Here is a 16,615-nt window from a genome sequence, read left to right as displayed (position 1 = left end):
GATGGTGCGCCGCCGGCTCACTTTGTTTTTGGCTCCTGCGTCGGCTGCGGCGTCTGCGAAGCGCGGTTCACCCGCGACTCCGCCTCGCCCAGCGCGCGCGCCGTCGCCGCGTCCTTCTCGGCCTTCGTCTGCGGCTTGGGTTGCGTGGGCGCGGCCTCGCCTTCCTTCACCGGTTCCAGCCAGCCGCCCTTGAAGCCCGCCTTCTGCAATCCGTCGCGGATGTACTTGTTCCGCTTCATCACGTTCCAGACGAACTCGTTGCGGTAGTTGCTGATCATCGCCAGGATCGGGCCCTGGTCGATGCCGATGTAGTCGCTCGCGACCCAGCCTTCGCCCGGCACCAGGCGGCCGGTCTTGAGCGGGATGTCGAAGTCGAAGCTGCGGTTGAACGAATCGAGGAACCCGTAGCTGGAGTACAGGTATTCGCCGTAGCGCTCGTGCATGGCGACGGTCGACGGAATCACGATTTCCGGCGCGAACGGCAGGGATGCGATGGCCGCGGTCGGCGCGATGGTGCCGTCGTCGAAGGTGTCGCGCAGGCCGGCGCCGCGCGCGGAGTAATGGCGGAACTGGCGCTGTTCGCCGCGGAACTCCTGCAGCGTCTGCTGCGGGCCGTCGCTCGCGGTGAGGCCCCACACTTCCGGGCCGTAGTCCTTCCACTTCATCGGATTGGCGATGGCGTACGCACGGTGCGCATACGCCGCGCGGCGGCTGTTCTCGAAGTAGTCGATGCCGCGCTCGCGCATGTAGTCGTCCTGGATGCCGCGGAAATCGATCCAGACGTGGCTGTACTGGTGGCCGAACAGCGGGCCGAACGACAGGTATTCCTCGCCCTGGTACACGCCCCACGAATCGTTGTACGTGCGCGTCCACACCGACCACGACTCCGGCGCGACCGGATGCGTCGGCGAACCCATCGCGAGGATGTAGAGCATCATCGCTTCGTTGTAGCCGGTCCAGTCGTGCTGGATGAAGCCGCTTTCCGGGAACCAGCCCATCGAAATCAGCGGCGCGTTGCGCTGCAGCCACGGCCAGTCGACGCGCTTGTAGAGCGTGTCGGCCAGATCGCGGATTTCCTTCTCGCGCGGATCGTCGCGATCGTAATAACTCTGCGCGAACAGCACGCCCATCATCAGCAGCGCGGTGTCGACGCTGGAAAGCTCCACCCAGCTCTGGAACCGGGCGCCGGTGTCCATGTCGAGGAAGTGGTAGTAGAAGCCGTTGTAGGCGCCCTTGCCTTCGGCCTGCGGGCCGGAGGGGAGGTCGCGGAAGAACTTCAGCGTGGTGAGCGTGCGATCCACCGCCTGGCGGCGGCTCACCCAGCCGTTCTCGATGCCGATCGGGTATGCGGTCAGCGCGAAGCCGACCGACGCGATGGACGCGAACGGCCGCGAGGGATAGCGGTCGGGCGTCAACCCGTTCACTTCGTTCGTGGTGTCCCAGAAGAACTGGAACGTGCGCTTTTCGACGTCGCGGAACAGCGGCGGCAGTTCGAGCTTGGTCGGTTTCAACGGCTCCACCTCGACCGGCGGCGCGGACGCGATCGGGTACGCCGTGGACGCCGGCCCTTCCTGCTTGCACCCCGAAATGAACACGAGCACCGCCACCAGCGATGCAGTCCCCACACTGCGTCGTATCGAATCGAACATCACCACGCCATCTTGTCGAATGAGGGTCGCCTTTGGTTTCCGGCCGGCGAAGGCCGCACCACGAAACCGCCGACCGCCCCGACGAGGTAGGCGGCCGGCGGCCCGGGTCAGAAGTTGAAGCCTAGCGAGAGTTTGAAGGTACGGGTTGGCAGGGCCTGTGCGAGCGGGATGCCGAATTCGGGGTTGGGCGAATTGAAGCCACCCGGGTAATCCTGGTAGCTGTTGTAGTTGGCCCAGTCGAACACGTTCAGGATGTCGGCGCGGGCCCACATCCGGAAGCCTGCACCCGTGTCGAATTCCTTCATCGCCGCGATGTCGAACTGCTTGTACCCGTACGTGCCATCGGGCTTGTACTGGTCGATGAAGCAGTTGTCCGGCTGGTCGACGGCCACGCAGTTGACGAAGTAGCGCGGCGGCTGCGAGGTCAGCGTCAGCTTGGCCGACAGCGTCGTGTTCCACGGGCCGTCGTAGATGCCGGTGGCGACGAGGCGATGCTCGGGCACTTCTGCGTCATGCCAGCCCAGCGCCTGCACGGTCGGATAGTCCAGCGAGAAGACTTCCGGCGACTCGCGTTGTTCGCGCGCATCGAGGTAGGTGTAGGCGACGGTGACGCTCCAGCCCGATTCGGCCGTGTAAGGCTTCTCGGCCTTCAGATACAGCGCGTTGGTCTTGGTCTCCAGGCCATTGGTGCCCAGGATCAGGTTGCCGAACGGCGCGAAGCCCTGGCCCCACGGCGGTCCCCAGCTGAAGCCGGGGCGGAAGAACGAGCCATCCGGCAGGCGATTGCCGAGCAGGAACACGAACCCGTCCTTGCTCTGCACGCGCGAGATCGTGACGTCGGTGAGCCATTCGCCGACCTGGTTGCGCATGCCGAGGCTGAACTGGTCGGAGTACGGCGTCTTCAGGTTGTTGTCGAGCATGAAGACTTCGCGCCCGAGGCCATCCTGCGAGGCGAGCGTCGCCAGCACGGCCGGATCGAAGTACGACGCGTTCCAGTCGATGCACGGCGTGCCCGGGGCCGGCAGCGGACGCGGGCACGAGCCATCGGCGAGGCGGAAATCGATGTCGGTCGTCGGGAACGTCGACTTGGTGATTTCCAGCTGCAGCCAGTCGAACAGGTTGCGGTCGTACGCACGGCCGGCGCCGCCGTAGATCACGTGTTCCTGGTTGGCGAACAGGTCGTACGAGAAGCCCAGGCGCGGCTGCCAGCCATCCTTGAAGGATTTGCGGTTGTTGCCGTTGCTGATGTAGTTCTCGACGTTGATGCCCGAGTTCGGGTTGTTGATCGCGCTCGAACCACGCAGCGCGGCGGCGACGTCGGCCGGCGTGACGTAATCCAGGTACGTCGGGCTCTTCTCGTAGTCGTAGCGCAGGCCGAGGTTGAGGATCAGGTTCTCGTTGACCTCCCAGTCGTCCTGGAAGTAGATGCCGTACTGCTTGTTCGCCGACGAGGCCGAACCGTCGCCAACGCCCGGCAGCGCGGTGCCGAACTTGACGTGGATCGGCTGCACCAGGCTGGTGCCGACGTCGTACGTGAACTGCGGGTAGTACGGCTGGCGTTCGGTCGCGTCGACGTCGACGTCCTTGAACTTCACGCCCATCTTCAACGTGTGGCCCTGGAAGCCGGTGAACGTCAGGTCGTTCTGGAGGCCCCAGCCCTTCTGGCCCTTGTCTTGGAAATCCGAACCGCCGCCGCTGCGCACGATGACGTTGTTGAAATCCGCGTTTCCGTTGTCGCTGCGGTTGCTGAGGATGTACGCGATACCGCTGGTGTACGGGCTCGGATTGAACGTCGAGTCTTCGTACGTCAGGTGGAAATCGTTTAGCCACGCGCCGTTGGTGTACTGGTAACGCAGGTCCGCGCGCGTTTCCTCGTTGAGCTTGTTGGTCGCATAGCTGGGCAGGTTCTGCCCGCCGGTGTTGGTCAGCTCTTCCTCGTCGCGGTATTTGCCGCTGAACTCGAAGTAGTGGTTTTCACCGATCAGCCAGTCGACCTTGCCGAAGTACAGGTTTTCCTTGAACGGCGCGTTGAACAGGCCGGAGCCCGCTTCGGCCTGCAGGAAGTCGGGCAGCTCGTCGATGGAATAGCCGCGACCTGGCGTGAGCGTGCGGGGCGACTCGTATTCCTTGGCTTCGTACGACAGGAAGAAGTGCGCGCGATCGCGCAGGATCGGACCGCCGAAGGTGGCGCCGTACTGCTCTTCCTTGGTCTGCACCTTCTCGTCGGCGCGCTCCTCGAACACGGTCGGCGTACGCCAGTCGGTCGAGGTGTAGTCCCAGAAGAAGCTGCCTTCGAAGTTGTTGGTGCCCGAGCGCGTGGTGGCGACGATCGCCGCGCTGCTCAGCTGGTCGTACTCGGCCTTGTAGTTCTGGGTGATGACCTTGTATTCGCCGATCGCCGACTGCGGGAACGGATTGCCGCGGCTGGAATCCTGGCCGCTGATGCCGCCGCGCAACACGTAATCCTTCTGGCCGACGCCGTCGATGTAGACGTTGATGCCGTTGGCGTTCTGCGCGCCCGACTTGATGCGCGTGGAGCCTTCGTTGCCGGTTTCGAACGCCACGCCCGGCGCCAGGTCGGCGAAGGCGAGGAAGTTGCGCGTGCCCTGCGGCAGCGACTCGATCTGCTTGTTGGTGACGTAGGTGGCGATCTCGGACGTCTTGGTTTCCGCCACGACTTCGCTGGTAACGGTGACGGCATCGACCGTGGTCGCGTCGCCCGCGGCCGCGGTTTCCGGCAGTCCGCCGGCGGACAGATCGATGGTGGCCGTCTGGCCGACCTGCAGCGTCACCGTCCGGGTGGTCGCCTGGCCGTTCGCGACCGCGTCGATGCGGTACGTACCCGGCAGCAGGCCGCCGAGGTTGTAGGTGCCGTTGGTGGCCTGGACCTTCCGGGTCAGGCCGGTGGCGGTATTGGTGGCGGTGACCTGGGCTTCGGTGGCAGGCGCCGAATCGACCGTGATCTGGCCGCGGATGGTCGCCGAAGTACTTTGCGCCATCACCGCGGGGGCGGCGACGGCAAGGCAGCTGGCAAGGGCGCAGGCAAGCAGCCGGCGCGACGGATGTCTCGAGCGGGGGAACCTCGAATTCATATGCTTCCTCTCTCCAAAAGCATGTCGAACCACGTGGAATCGTTTACAGCGAACAGACACAAGGAACCGTGACGCCCCGGGGCACGGGTATCACGCAGAAGGCGGAGGTGGCGTGCGGGTGCCGCCCGACTCGCGCACGATCAGCTCGGTCGCCAGCACGCCGGAAGGCGACGTTGACGGCTCTGCGGCCGCTTCGCCGGCGATTTGCGAGATCAGCAAACGCGCCGCGCGAGCGCCGAGTTCGGCGATGTTGACGCGAATGGTCGTGAGGGCCGGGTGCACGTAGCGTGCAAGCGGGATGTCATCGAAGCCCGCAACGGCGATCTCGGCGGGCACGCGAACGCCTTCGTGCGCGAACGCGAACAGGCATCCCAGCGCCATCATGTCGTTCGCGGCGAAGACGGCATCGGGACGTTGCGCGGCGCCGAGCAGTTCGTGACCGGCGCGATGGCCCGATGCTTCGTCGAAGTCGCCCTGCACGACCCATTCGGGCGTGCCGGGAAGCAGGCGCGCGAGCGCATCGCGATAACCGCGAAGGCGTTCGTGCGCATCGAAATTGTCGGCAGGGCCGGCGATGAAGGCGATCCTGCGGTGGCCGCATTCGACCAGGTGTTCGACCATCGCCACCGCGCCGCCGTGGTTGTCCACGCGAAGCACGGCGGTGCCGTCCAGGCCGGACTGGCTGTTGATCAGCACGGTCGGCAGCGCGGGGTCGAGGTGTTCGCCCAGCAGCGTCGGTATCTCGGCGAAGGGCGACAACACCAGCAGGCCGTCGACGCGACCGCGCATCGCACGCAGCGCGGCGCCCTGCTCGTCCGGATTGCCGTGGTAGCTCGAAACCAGCAGGTGCAGCCGTTTCGCGCGGGCGACCTGGTCGATGCCGCGCATCAATTCGGAAAAGAATTCGCCGTGCAGGTCCGGCAGCACGACGCCGAGCGTCTGGGTGCGGCGGCTTGAGAGGCTGCGCGCGGCCGCATGCGGCGTGTAGCGCAGCTCCTGCGCGGCGGCGAGGACGCGGTTGCGTACGTCTTCGGCCACGTTGCCGTGGCCGTTCAATGCGCGCGAGACGGTGGCCACGGAGACCTGCGCGACGCGGGCGACGTCTTTGATGGTTACGCTCGGCACGCTGTCAGGGCCTCTGCGGACAATGCGCGCGGACTGTAAACGTTTCCAATTTCAAGTGTAAAGCTGGTGTTACGCGACTGCGGTAAACGTCGGCTTCTTCGTCCTTCGTGCAGGCAACCGGCAGCGGGGATGCTGCAGCGCGACACGTCACGCACCGGGTGAGCGTCGCTTATCCCGCTTCGCCCGGGGTGCGCGCCTTGATCGAGAGCGCGTGGATGTCCGTGGTCATCAGCTCGCCCAGCGCGGCGTAGATCGCGCGATGGCGGGCGATCGGGCCCAGGCCCGCGAACGCCTCGCTGACCACGTCGACCCGGAAGTGCCCTCGCCCATCGGCCGCGCCGGCGTGACCGGCGTGGCGATGGCTTTCGTCCTCGATCTCCAGCCAAACCGGTGCGAGCGCCGCCTCGAGCGCGGAGCGGATCGCCGCGACGCGCTGCTCGCGCGGGAGGCTCACGGCAGCACCTTGCGGAACGGCCGGACCTCCACGCGCTGGTAGACGCCGGCGACGACGTACGGATCCGCATCGGCCCAGGCGCGCGCGGCGTCGAGCGATTCGAATTCGGCGATCACCACGCTGCCGGTGAAGCCGGCCGGACCCGGGTCTTCGGCGTCGATCGCCGGGCACGGACCGGCGAGCAGCAGGCGCCCGGCGTCGCGCAGCGCGACCAGGCGCGCCAGGTGGTCGGGGCGCGCCGCCATGCGCTGCGCGAGGACGTCGTTGCCGTCATAACCTTCGATCACGTACCACATGCTTGTCGTGCGTCCTTCCATACCGGGGATAACCGGGCTGAATTGTAGTCGCCCCGCGGCTGGACACGGCCCGGACGAGGCCGTACCCTTGCCTTCACAAGGCCGGCTGCAGCGGCCCGACGCGACCGGCTCCCCACACCGTCGCCTCGCACGCACCCAGTGCGTCGCTGCCCCCGACGGCCTCGCCCGAGACTTCATCGCCCGCCACGCCCCCGCGTGACGCGCCGGCGTTGATCGTCCGGGCCGGGCCCGGCGTTCCGATCCAAGGGAAGATTCCTGAAGGGAAGTTTCCAACCCGACCGGGCAGGTCCCGGCAGGTTCGTCCCAGCAAGTCCGTTGCATCCACGGTGGTCCGTCGACCGCCAGCCTGAGCGATAGCAGTGCCGACGGCCCGGAGGGGCCGGCTCCGAATGACCGAAGAACGCGCAGCCGACGCGAGCGATCCGCAACCCGTGGCCGCCCCGGCCTCCACCGCGCCACAGCAGCAGGAAATGCCGCTGGCGGTGGTCCATGGCCAGCCCGTGCTGCAGATCCCGCAGGACCTGTACATCCCGCCGGACGCGCTGGAGGTCATCCTCGAGGCGTTCGAAGGCCCGCTCGACCTGCTGCTGTACCTGATCCGCCGGCAGAACCTGGACATCCTCGACATTCCGGTGGCGGACATCACCCGCCAGTACGTCGACTACATCCAGGCCATGCACGAGATGCGCTTCGAGCTGGCCGCCGACTACCTGGTCATGGCCGCGATGCTGGCCGAGATCAAGTCGCGCATGCTGCTGCCGCGCGCGGTCAACGAGGTGGGCGAGGAAGAGGATCCGCGTGCCGAGCTGGTCCGCCGCCTGCAGGAGTACGAGCGCTTCAAGAAGGCCGCCGAGGATATCGACGCCCTGCCCCGCCAGGACCGCGATACCGCGCCGGTGCAGGCGTTCGTCCCGGACCGCGCGTCGGTGCGACTGCCGCCGCCGGTGGACCTGAAGGAAATGCTGCTGGCCCTGCACGACGTGCTCAAGCGCGCCGAGCTGTTCACCCAGCATGCGATCAAGCGCGATGCGCTCAGCGTCCGCCAGCGCATGGGCGAGCTGCTTGAGCGCTTGAAGGACGGCAGCTTCTACCGCTTCGAGACGTTGTTTACTGCCGAGGAAGGCAAGCTCGGCATCGTGGTGACGTTCCTGGGCATGCTCACGCTGGCCAAGGAACAACTGGTGGAGATCGTGCAGGAAGCACCGTTCGCACCGATCTACGTCAAGTCGCTCGCGCTGCTCAAGGACGGGGAAGAGATCGAACTGAGCAGCGAGTTCGACGAGCCGGCGGCCAACGATGGCTGACGACGCCCGTCGTCTCCCCCGCGCAGGCGGGGACGGTCTCAACCGTTCCAAAGGCACCCGATTCCCGCGCGTGCGGGATTGACGCCCCAAGGCTGGAAACCGATCGATCCATGGACCAACAACTGATCACCCGCATCGTCGAGGCCGCGCTGCTGGCCGCGAACCAGCCGCTGACGCTGGCGCAGCTGCACGCGCTGTTCCCCGAGGACCAGCCGGCCCCGCCGGACAGCGTCGAACAGGCGCTGGAAACGCTTCGCGCCGGTTGCGAGGACCGCGGCGTGGAGCTGGTCGAGGTGTCGTCCGGCTTCCGCTTCCAGGTGAAGGCCGACGTGCACCCGTGGGTCGCGCGCCTGTGGACCGAGCGCCAGACGCGCTACACGCGCGCCACGCTGGAAACGCTGGCGCTGATCGCCTATCGCCAGCCGATCACGCGCGGCGAGATCGAGCAGGTCCGCGGCGTGGCGGTCAACAGCAACATCATCAAGGCGCTGGAAGAGCGCGAATGGATCCGCGTCGTCGGCCATCGCGACGTGCCCGGCAAGCCGGCGCTGTTCGGCACGACGAAGGTCTTCCTCGACTACTTCGGCCTCAAGCGCCTGGACGAACTGCCGCCGCTGTCGGAGCTGAAGGACATCGGCGAGCTGGAGCCGCAACTGCAGTTCGAAGGCACGCCGGCACCGATCGCCGCGGGCGTCGGCGATGGCGCCCCCAACGCAGAGGCATCCGATGCCGACGCGGACGGCAGCGGTGCGGATGACGCGGCGGCGAACGAAGCCGATGGCGGATCGGAAGCGGACGCCTCAAACGAGACCGGCGCGCCGCAGGGCGACCAGCCCGAGGCTGAAACCGACCTCGAAACCGCGACGGCCGAAAACGTTGCCGGCGCGAATGACGACGCCGCTTCGGACGAAACCGGAGCCGACGCCGATGTGACCGCCGCCGACGAAGCGATCGGCAGCGACACCCCCGACACCATCGACGCCGAGGTCGCCGACCTCGACCTCGACGAAAACGAATACGCCCTGCAGGGCGAGCCCGAAGCCGCGCCGGGAGAGCGCGCGGCGGACGAGAACGATCACGAGCAAGACAACGCCGTCGAGACGACGACCGTTCCCACCGATGACGAAGCCGAGACGGCCGAGTCGGAGCAACACAAAAATGACTGAAGAAAAGAGCCGCAAGCTCACCCTCAAACGCGCTGCCGATCCGGCCGCCACCGAGGCCCCGCGCCTGGAAGAACGCCTGCACAAGGTGCTCGCGCAGGCCGGTCTGGGTTCGCGACGCGCGCTGGAACAGCGCATCGCCGACGGCCTGGTGAAGGTCAACGGCGAGACCGCGCAGATCGGCGTGAGCGTCAAGAGCGGCGACCGCATCGAGCTCGACGGGCGCCAGTTCGTCGCCAGCGCGCTGACCGATCCCTCGCGCGTGCTGATGTACAACAAGCCCGAAGGCGAAGTGACCACGCGCGAAGACCCCGAAGGCCGTCCGACGGTGTTCGAGGCCCTGCCCGCGTTGAAGGGCGCCCGCTGGATCGCGATCGGCCGCCTCGACATCAACACCACCGGCCTGCTGCTGCTCACCACCGACGGCGAGCTGGCCAATGCGCTGATGCATCCGTCGTTCGAAGTCGAGCGCGAATACGTCTGCCGCGTGCGCGCGCCGGAAGGCGAGGACGTGGTGCCGGACAACATCGTCGACCGCCTCGCGCGCGGCGTCGCGCTGGAAGACGGCCCGGCGAAGTTCGAGGAAATCGAACGCATCGGCGGCACCGATTCGCACGACTGGTTCCGCGTCGTGGTGAAGGAAGGCCGCAACCGCGAAGTGCGCCGCCTGTGGGAATCGCAGGGCTGCCAGGTGAGCCGCCTCAAGCGCATCCGCTACGGCGAGGTCGCGCTGCCGCGCGAACTGCTGCGCGGCCAGTCGCGTGAGCTGCCGTCCGACGCGGTGGAATCGCTGCGCGGCAAGCTCGGCCTGGAAGACGGCACGCCGTCGGCGCTGACGCTGCAGCCGGTGATCGGCCAGCGCAAGGCGACCAAGGCGACGATCGACCTGACCGGCAAGGCGCGCTCGCACGGTTACGTGGGCGGCCACAACACCGCCGACGAAGGCCGCGAACTGCGCCGCTTCGACCACGTGCGCGAGGATCGCGGTGGTCGCGGTCGCGGCGGTCCGCGCAAGCACGGCGGCCTGACGGTCAGTGGCGAAGCCGCGGCGAAGGCCGGCAACAAGCCGTTCAAGCAGCGCAAGGAAAAGGGTCCCAAGCCCTTGCCGGAAGGCAATCCGGCGGCGTTCCGCACCTGGTACGTGCCCGATGGCGTGACCACCGGTCCGAGCGGCCATCGCAACCCCGACGGCGCGCGCGGTCCGCGCAAGCCGCAGGGCGGCAAGGGTCCGCGTCCGGGCGGTGGCGGCGGCGGCAACCGCGGCGGCTTCGGCGGCGAGCGCGGTGGCGCGTACGGCGGCGGCTTCGGTGGCGAGCGCAGCGGCGGTGGCGGCTTCGGCGGCGAACGCAGTGGCGGCGGCGGTCAGCGCAGCGGCGGCCAGGGCCAGCGCAGCCCGCGTCCGTACGGGCATCCGGGCAATGCGCCGAGCTTCCCGTCCGACCACGCCAATCCCGGCAGCTTCAACCCGTACGGCGACAAGCCGCGCAGCCCGGGCGGCCAGCGCCCCGGCGGCGCACGTCCGGGCGGTCCGCGCCCGGCCGGCAACCGACCGGGCGGCAACGGCCCGGCGGGCAATCGTCCGGGCGGTCGTCCCGGCGGCGCACGTCCGGCCGGCCCACGTCCGGGCGGTCCGCGCGGCGGCGGTCGCCCCGGCGGTGGTCGCGGTCCGCGCGGCTGATCCATCGCGGTGCAACATCCAACAGGGCGCTTCGGCGCCCTGTTTCTTTTTGGGTGCGGGAAACTTCCGGCGCCTGCATGGGCGACGGCGCTGTGTCGCATTGCGCGTGGTCGATACCGTCCGTCGCCGCGCATTGGAAACGGCACACATTTCACTGGCCCCGAACGCTGGCGGGACGACCATGTGACGCCTCGGTGACGGCGACCACATGCGGACGCCGCACCGCATGCCGGGACGCCGCGACACCGGCAGGCCATGGACGATGAATCGCAAGCGCAGCTCGACGATCGCAGCATGCGGGTTCGTGCTCGCCGGCGTCGTCCTGCCTGCATCCGGCGCCTCGCGCACCGCGGCGCTGAGTGTCACCGCCGATGTCGTCGCCGCCTGCGAGGTGCGCGTGGTGGACGACTTGCTGCCCGACACACGAGACGCGCGATCCGGCGCTTCCCATCTTCTTGCACTCGTTTCGTTCTGATCGCCGCGCAGCCGCGTGGCATGGCGCTTCGTTCCCTCGGCAGGAGAAACCGAGATGTCCCCGCAACCGCTGCTCCGCTCCGCGCTGCTCGCAGGCGCCGTCGTGCTGTCCTTCGCCTCCATCCCGTCGAACGCCGCGACCAAATCCGCCAATTTCCAGGTACTGGCGACGATGGTCAGCGACTGCACCATCATCAGCATCACCAACGTCGACTTCGGTTCGGTCGGCGTCCTGAGCAATGACCTCGACACCATCGCCACGCTCACCGTCGCCTGCACGCCGGGCACGTCATACACCGTGTCCCTCAACGCGGGCACCGGCGCGGGCTCCACCATCACCGACCGGCGCATGGGCAGTGCCGGCGGCGGTTCGCTGAAATACCAGCTGTTCCGCGACGCCGCGCGCACGCAGAACTGGGGCAACACGCCCGGCACCGACACCCAGGGCGGAACCGGCAACGGAAGCAACAACGCCTACACGATCTATGCGCGCCTGCCGACGCAGACCGCTCCCGCGATAGGCAGCTACACCAGCACCGTAACCGCGACCATCACCTACTGAACGCGACGGCTCGCGGGAAGGAGACCCGATGAAGCGCGAGGATCGACTCGGCCTTCATGCGCCGCCACGCACGGCGCGCGTGCGCGCCAGCCTGATCGCGATGAGGCTGGCCATGGCGCTGGCAGGCGCATGCCTCGCGCTCGGCAAGCCGACGCACGCCGCCACGCGCACGGCGAACTTCAACGTGACCGCCCAGCTGGTGAGCGACTGCTCGATCGTCAGCGCGCCCAACCTCGACTTCGGCACGGTCGGCGTGCAGAACGTCGCGTACTACGGCACGGCGACGCTGGTGGTCCTGTGCACGCCGGGCACGGCGTACACGGTCGCGCTCGATGCGGGCTCGGTCGCCGGGTCCACGGTGAACGTGCGCAACCTCAGCGGCCCGGGCGGCAACATGACCTACTCGCTGTATCGCGACTCGGGCTACACGCAGATCTGGGGAACCACCGCGGGCACCGACACCACCGGTGGGACGGGCACGGGCAGCAACCAGAGCTACACGGTCTACGGACGCATCTTCGCCATGCAGACCACCAAGGCGCCCGGCACCTACACCAGCACGATCACCGCAACCATCACCTACTGACAAGCGAGGTGTGCCATGAAGTCCGGACGGTCCTTCCCTGCCCTGCTCGCGATCGCACTCGCCGTCAGCGGCGTGGCCCTGGCGGCTTCGATCCACGTCATGCCCACGACGATCACGCTCGGGCCCGGTAAGGCGACCGGCGTGTTGACGATCACCAACGAAGGAGAGGATCCGATCAACGCGCAGGTGCGTGTGTTCGCCTGGGACCAGGCCGGCGGAAAGGACTCGTTGAACGCCACGCAGAAGGTGGTGGTGAGTCCGCCGATGACCGCGCTGGCGCCGAAGCAGACGCAGTCGATCCGCGTCGTGCGCGTGGACAAGACCGACGCGACCGCCGAGGAGGCGTACCGGCTGGTGATCGATGAGATCGTCGATCCGGCGAAGGCGCCCAAGACCGGCGTGGCGGTGCAGATGCGCTATTCGGTGCCGGTGTTCGTGCTGCCCAAGGCCACGATGCCGTCGGGCACCGTGAACGTCACCGCGCAGGCGACGGGCAGCGCGCTGTCGCTCAAGGCGCACAACCCCAGCGAGGCGCACGTGCAGCTGGCGGACGTGTCCGTCGAACACCAGGGCGGCGCCATCACGCCGGTGCAGCCGGGACTGCTCGGCTACGTGCTGTCCGGCGGCACGATGCAGTGGACGCTCGCGGTCCCGTCGAACGCCGCCGCGGGCGGACGCCCCGTGCGCGTGCATGCGAACGTCAACGGCCAGCCGCTCAACGTCGACCTCTGAACCCCGACCACCGCGTCGCACCGGCCACGCGCCGGCCCACGGCGCAGGGAGTCGCATGAAGGGGGCGCGATGCGCGCGCATCCGTTGCTCTACCTCGTCGCGACGGCCGGCGCCGTGCTGGCCGCGGCCGCCGCGCGCAACGCCGGCGCGCAGACCGCGGCCGTCGCGCCCACGACGTATTACCTGGAGGCCATCGTCAACGGGCGCGACACGGAGCTGATCGTGCAGATCGATCGCGACGCGCGTGGCTTCGTCATGTCCGCCGACGAACTCACCGCGATCGGCGTCCGCGTGGACAACCTGCCGCTGGACGCGGACCGCCGGGTCGCGCTCGCCGACGTGCCCGACCTGCAAACCCGCTACCTCGAGGCCGAGCAACGGATGGAACTCACGCTGCCCGATGCGCAGCTGGTGCCCGAGCGCATCGGTTTCGCGAACCCGAAACCACCACCGCCGCAAACGGGCACCGGCCTGTTGTTCAACTACGCCGCGAACCTGCAGAGCAGCCGCGTCGAACTGACGCAACGGCAGAACGCGCGCCGCCTGCACGTGCCGCTGCTCGGCTCCGCGCGCTACGGGCACCTGCCGGTGGTGAGCCAGGAGGAGTTCGACGCGCACTACGCGCAGCGCAACCGCACCTTCGCGCTGTCGTCCGAACTGCGCCTGTTCTCGCGGCGCGGCGTGTTGGTCAACACCGGTTATTCGACGCTGGAAAACGGCCACCACGACTACACGCGGCAGGACTCCTACTGGACGTACTCGGACGTCGAACGCATGCGCACGTACACGGTCGGGGATTTCATTTCCTCCTCGCTGACCTGGACCCGCGCCGTGCGCCTGGGCGGCATTTCCATCGCGCGCAATTTCGACGTGCGGCCCGACCTGATCACGTTTCCGGTGCCGGCGCTCGGAGGCAGCGCCGTGGTGCCGACCACGGTGGACCTGTTCATCAACGGGCTGCGTCAGGAAACCGCGCAGGCCACCGGCGGCCCCTTCGTCTTCGCCGGTGCGCCCGCGCTCACCGGCGCGGGACAGGCGCGGATCGTGTTCCAGGATGCGCTGGGGCGTGAAGTCGTGCTGATGCGCCCCCTGTACATGGATTCGCGCCTGCTCGCCGCCGGCAACACCGATTACGCCGCGCAGTTCGGCTATGTGCGCCGCAGCTACGGCAGCCGGTCGTTCGACTATCGCGATTCGCCGGCGTTGACGGGGTCCTTGCGACGCGGCATGCGGGACGGATTCACGTTCGAGGCGCACGGTGAGTTCGCCGACGGCCTGCGCAACGCCGGCGTCGGCGCACTGGTGGAGCTGGGACGCTTCGGCGTGATCGACGGCTCGTGGTCGCAGAGCGCGGGGGATGCACGAGGCAACCAGTACGGGCTGGGATACCAATACCTTTCGCCGTATTTCACTATCGACATCCGCGGCCTGCGCACGCAGGACGACTACCGCGACATCGGCTTCCTGGAAGGCGCGCTTATTCCCGAGCGCCAGGCGCATGCGTCCTTCAGCGTGCCGATCACGCAGCGGCATTCGGTGATCGTCACGTACACACGGCAGGACGCGTCCGCGACCGGTGGGTCGCGCATCATCACGCTGGGTTACAACGGTTCCTTCGGCGAGCGCCTGAACGTGTTCGCCACCGCCTACCGCGACTTGGACCAGGACGATCCGGGCGGCCTCTACATCGGCGCGTCGTTGAGCCTGGACAATCGCAGGAGCGCCTCCGTGGCCGCAAGCCGCAACGGCGACGTCGATACAGTCACACTGAGCGCAGGCAGGAGCGTGGACTACGAACGCGGCGGCTTCGGGTGGAACCTGTCGCTCGACGGCGGCAGCGACGATTACCGTCATTCGCTGGGGCGGCTGGACTATCGCGGCCGCCATGTCGAGGCGTCCCTCACCGCCGAACACGCCCGTCGCGGGACGCAGCGCTACATCAACCATTCGCTGTTCGCCAACGGCGCCTTCATCCTGATGGATGGCGACCTGATGGCCTCGCGCTACGTCTACGACGCCTTCGCGCTGGTGTCCACGCGCGGCGTGCCCAACGTTCCGGTGCTGCGCGAGAACGCGTACGTCGGCACGACCAACCGCCACGGCCATCTGCTCGTGCCCGACCTGCAGGCCTACGAGATCAACCGGCTCGCGCTGGACGTCACGAACCTGCCGATCGACATCGCCTACCAGAGCGACCGCATGGAAGTGGCGCCACGCGCGCAGTCGGGCGTGCTCGCGGATTTCGCGATGGGCCGCTACGAGGGCGCGACCGTGATCCTTCACGACGAGGCAGGCGCGCCGTTGCCGGTCGGAACGCCGGTCGAGCAGCTCGATACCGGCGAGTCGTACGTTGTGGGCTACGACGGCGAGGTGTTCGTTCCGGCGCTGGTCGACCAGGCGCGACTGGCGGCCACGATCGGCGGCGTCCGCTGCGTCGCGACGATCCGCTTCGACAAGGAGACCGACGTGCTCAAGACCATCGGGCCGTTCACCTGTGCGAGGTCGCCATGACACGCGCGATCGTGGAACGGAAGCGGCGTTCGATCCGCTGCATCGTGTCGTGTCTGCTGGCCTTGCTTTTGACGGCAGGGACGGTCGCGAGGGCGCAGACCTGCACGTTCTCGATACCCAACCCGGACTTCGGCAACGTCGATGTGCTCGCAGCCGGGCCGGTGGACCTGACGACGCAGGCGACCATCAGCTGTACCGGGGCATCGACGCCCTACATCCACGCCTGCGTCAGCCTGGGCTCGCGCGGCATGACGGGGCCGGGCGGGGTGAAGTTGAATTACGACATGTACATCGACGCGGCGCGCACGCGTCCCTGGGGCAGCCTCTGGGACTCGACCGCGAACAACGTGCTCACCGCGGAGATCCCGATGTCCGGAGGCGCCGGCAGCACCTCCGTTCCGGTGTACGTGCGGATATTCGACGGCCAGACCGATCTGCCGGTGGGCGCCTACTCCCAGGGATTTCTCGGCGCGGGTTATACCGGCTTCAACGTCGTCGGCTACACCAGCGCGCCGACCGCCTGCACGACCGGAAGCGGCCCGCAGACGCCTCCTTCCTTCACGACGCGCGCCACGGTGATCGCAGGTTGTTCGGTGTCCGCAAGCAATATCGACTTCGGCCAGATGGGCGTCATCGGGCAAGCGGTCAACGCAACGGGCGTGCTCACCCTCACCTGCACGAAGAGCGCGACCGTCACCATCGCGCTCGACGCAGGCGTGTCCGTCGGCGCGAAGGTCGCATCGCGCGCGATGACGCGCATGGGCGGAACGGAGTTACTGCAATACCAGTTGTATCGCGATGCCGCGCGGACGCAGCGCTGGGGCGACGGCAGCCAGGGGACCTCGACGCTCAGCCTGACCGGCGCCGGTGCTGCGCAGACAGCGACCGTGTATGGCAGCGTTCCCGCACAGAACATGCCCCCGCCGGGCACCTACAACGACACGATCACGGTGACGGTCACGTTCTGA

At 67.8% G+C, this 16,615-nt stretch carries 14 protein-coding genes; 9 read left to right on the top strand and 5 right to left on the bottom strand.

The window, feature by feature from the left end:
* Positions 1 to 17 precede the first annotated feature (17 nt).
* The 5 genes from LA521A_RS07315 to LA521A_RS07295 form a co-directional block, all read right to left on the bottom strand.
* Entirely contained in the window at positions 18 to 1,649 is a 1,632-nt protein-coding gene (locus LA521A_RS07315; RefSeq protein ID WP_281781640.1) for a glucoamylase family protein, read from the bottom strand.
* Positions 1,650 to 1,756: 107 nt separating this feature from the next.
* The gene (locus LA521A_RS07310; RefSeq protein WP_281781639.1) at positions 1,757 to 4,741 is read right to left on the bottom strand and encodes a TonB-dependent receptor; all 2,985 of its coding nucleotides are present in this window, start codon (positions 4,739 to 4,741) and stop codon (positions 1,757 to 1,759) included.
* Positions 4,742 to 4,831: 90 nt separating this feature from the next.
* Positions 4,832 to 5,866: a LacI family DNA-binding transcriptional regulator gene (locus LA521A_RS07305; RefSeq protein ID WP_281781638.1), complete on the bottom strand. Its 1,035-nt coding sequence runs from the start codon at positions 5,864 to 5,866 to the stop codon at positions 4,832 to 4,834.
* A 169-nt stretch (positions 5,867 to 6,035) separates the two neighbouring features.
* Positions 6,036 to 6,320, bottom strand: coding sequence for a BolA family protein (locus LA521A_RS07300; protein WP_281781637.1), 285 nt, complete (start codon positions 6,318 to 6,320; stop codon positions 6,036 to 6,038).
* Positions 6,317 to 6,616, bottom strand: coding sequence for a YciI family protein (locus LA521A_RS07295; RefSeq protein WP_281781636.1), 300 nt, complete (start codon positions 6,614 to 6,616; stop codon positions 6,317 to 6,319). Before LA521A_RS07295 ends, LA521A_RS07300 begins: the two co-directional genes overlap by 4 nt.
* A 410-nt stretch (positions 6,617 to 7,026) precedes the next feature.
* On the opposite strand from LA521A_RS07295, the gene LA521A_RS07290 reads away from it, so the two are divergent.
* The 9 genes from LA521A_RS07290 to LA521A_RS07250 all read left to right on the top strand — a co-directional run bounded on the left by LA521A_RS07290 (position 7,027) and on the right by LA521A_RS07250 (position 16,615).
* Positions 7,027 to 7,941, top strand: a complete 915-nt coding sequence (locus LA521A_RS07290; protein ID WP_281781635.1) for a segregation and condensation protein A — start codon at positions 7,027 to 7,029, stop codon at positions 7,939 to 7,941.
* Positions 7,942 to 8,051: 110 nt separating this feature from the next.
* Entirely contained in the window at positions 8,052 to 9,107 is a 1,056-nt protein-coding gene (scpB, locus tag LA521A_RS07285) for an SMC-Scp complex subunit ScpB (protein ID WP_281781634.1), read from the top strand.
* A complete protein-coding gene (locus tag LA521A_RS07280; RefSeq protein ID WP_281781633.1) occupies positions 9,100 to 10,782 on the top strand; it encodes a pseudouridine synthase in 1,683 nt (560 codons plus the stop codon). Before scpB ends, LA521A_RS07280 begins: the two co-directional genes overlap by 8 nt.
* A 262-nt stretch (positions 10,783 to 11,044) precedes the next feature.
* Complete coding sequence (locus LA521A_RS07275) at positions 11,045 to 11,257, top strand: hypothetical protein (RefSeq protein WP_281781632.1); 213 nt, start codon at positions 11,045 to 11,047, stop codon at positions 11,255 to 11,257.
* A gap of 54 nt (positions 11,258 to 11,311) precedes the next feature.
* Positions 11,312 to 11,818 carry a Csu type fimbrial protein gene (locus LA521A_RS07270; protein ID WP_281781631.1) on the top strand — a complete coding sequence of 169 codons (507 nt, stop codon included), beginning with the start codon at positions 11,312 to 11,314 and terminating at the stop codon, positions 11,816 to 11,818.
* 28 nt (positions 11,819 to 11,846) lie between these two features.
* Entirely contained in the window at positions 11,847 to 12,404 is a 558-nt protein-coding gene (locus LA521A_RS07265) for a Csu type fimbrial protein (protein ID WP_281781630.1), read from the top strand.
* Between the two features lie 15 nt (positions 12,405 to 12,419).
* A complete protein-coding gene (locus tag LA521A_RS07260) occupies positions 12,420 to 13,136 on the top strand; it encodes a fimbrial biogenesis chaperone (RefSeq protein WP_281781629.1) in 717 nt (238 codons plus the stop codon).
* A 69-nt stretch (positions 13,137 to 13,205) separates the two neighbouring features.
* The gene (locus LA521A_RS07255; RefSeq protein WP_281781628.1) at positions 13,206 to 15,647 is read left to right on the top strand and encodes a fimbria/pilus outer membrane usher protein; all 2,442 of its coding nucleotides are present in this window, start codon (positions 13,206 to 13,208) and stop codon (positions 15,645 to 15,647) included.
* Complete coding sequence (locus LA521A_RS07250) at positions 15,644 to 16,615, top strand: Csu type fimbrial protein (RefSeq protein ID WP_281781627.1); 972 nt, start codon at positions 15,644 to 15,646, stop codon at positions 16,613 to 16,615. The genes LA521A_RS07255 and LA521A_RS07250 overlap by 4 nt, the downstream gene beginning before the upstream one ends.

The sequence above is a fragment of the Lysobacter auxotrophicus genome (assembly GCF_027924565.1).
In the GTDB taxonomy this organism is placed as follows: Bacteria; Pseudomonadota; Gammaproteobacteria; order Xanthomonadales; family Xanthomonadaceae; genus Lysobacter_J; species Lysobacter_J auxotrophicus.
This window is presented reverse-complemented; position numbering and strand designations above follow the sequence as displayed.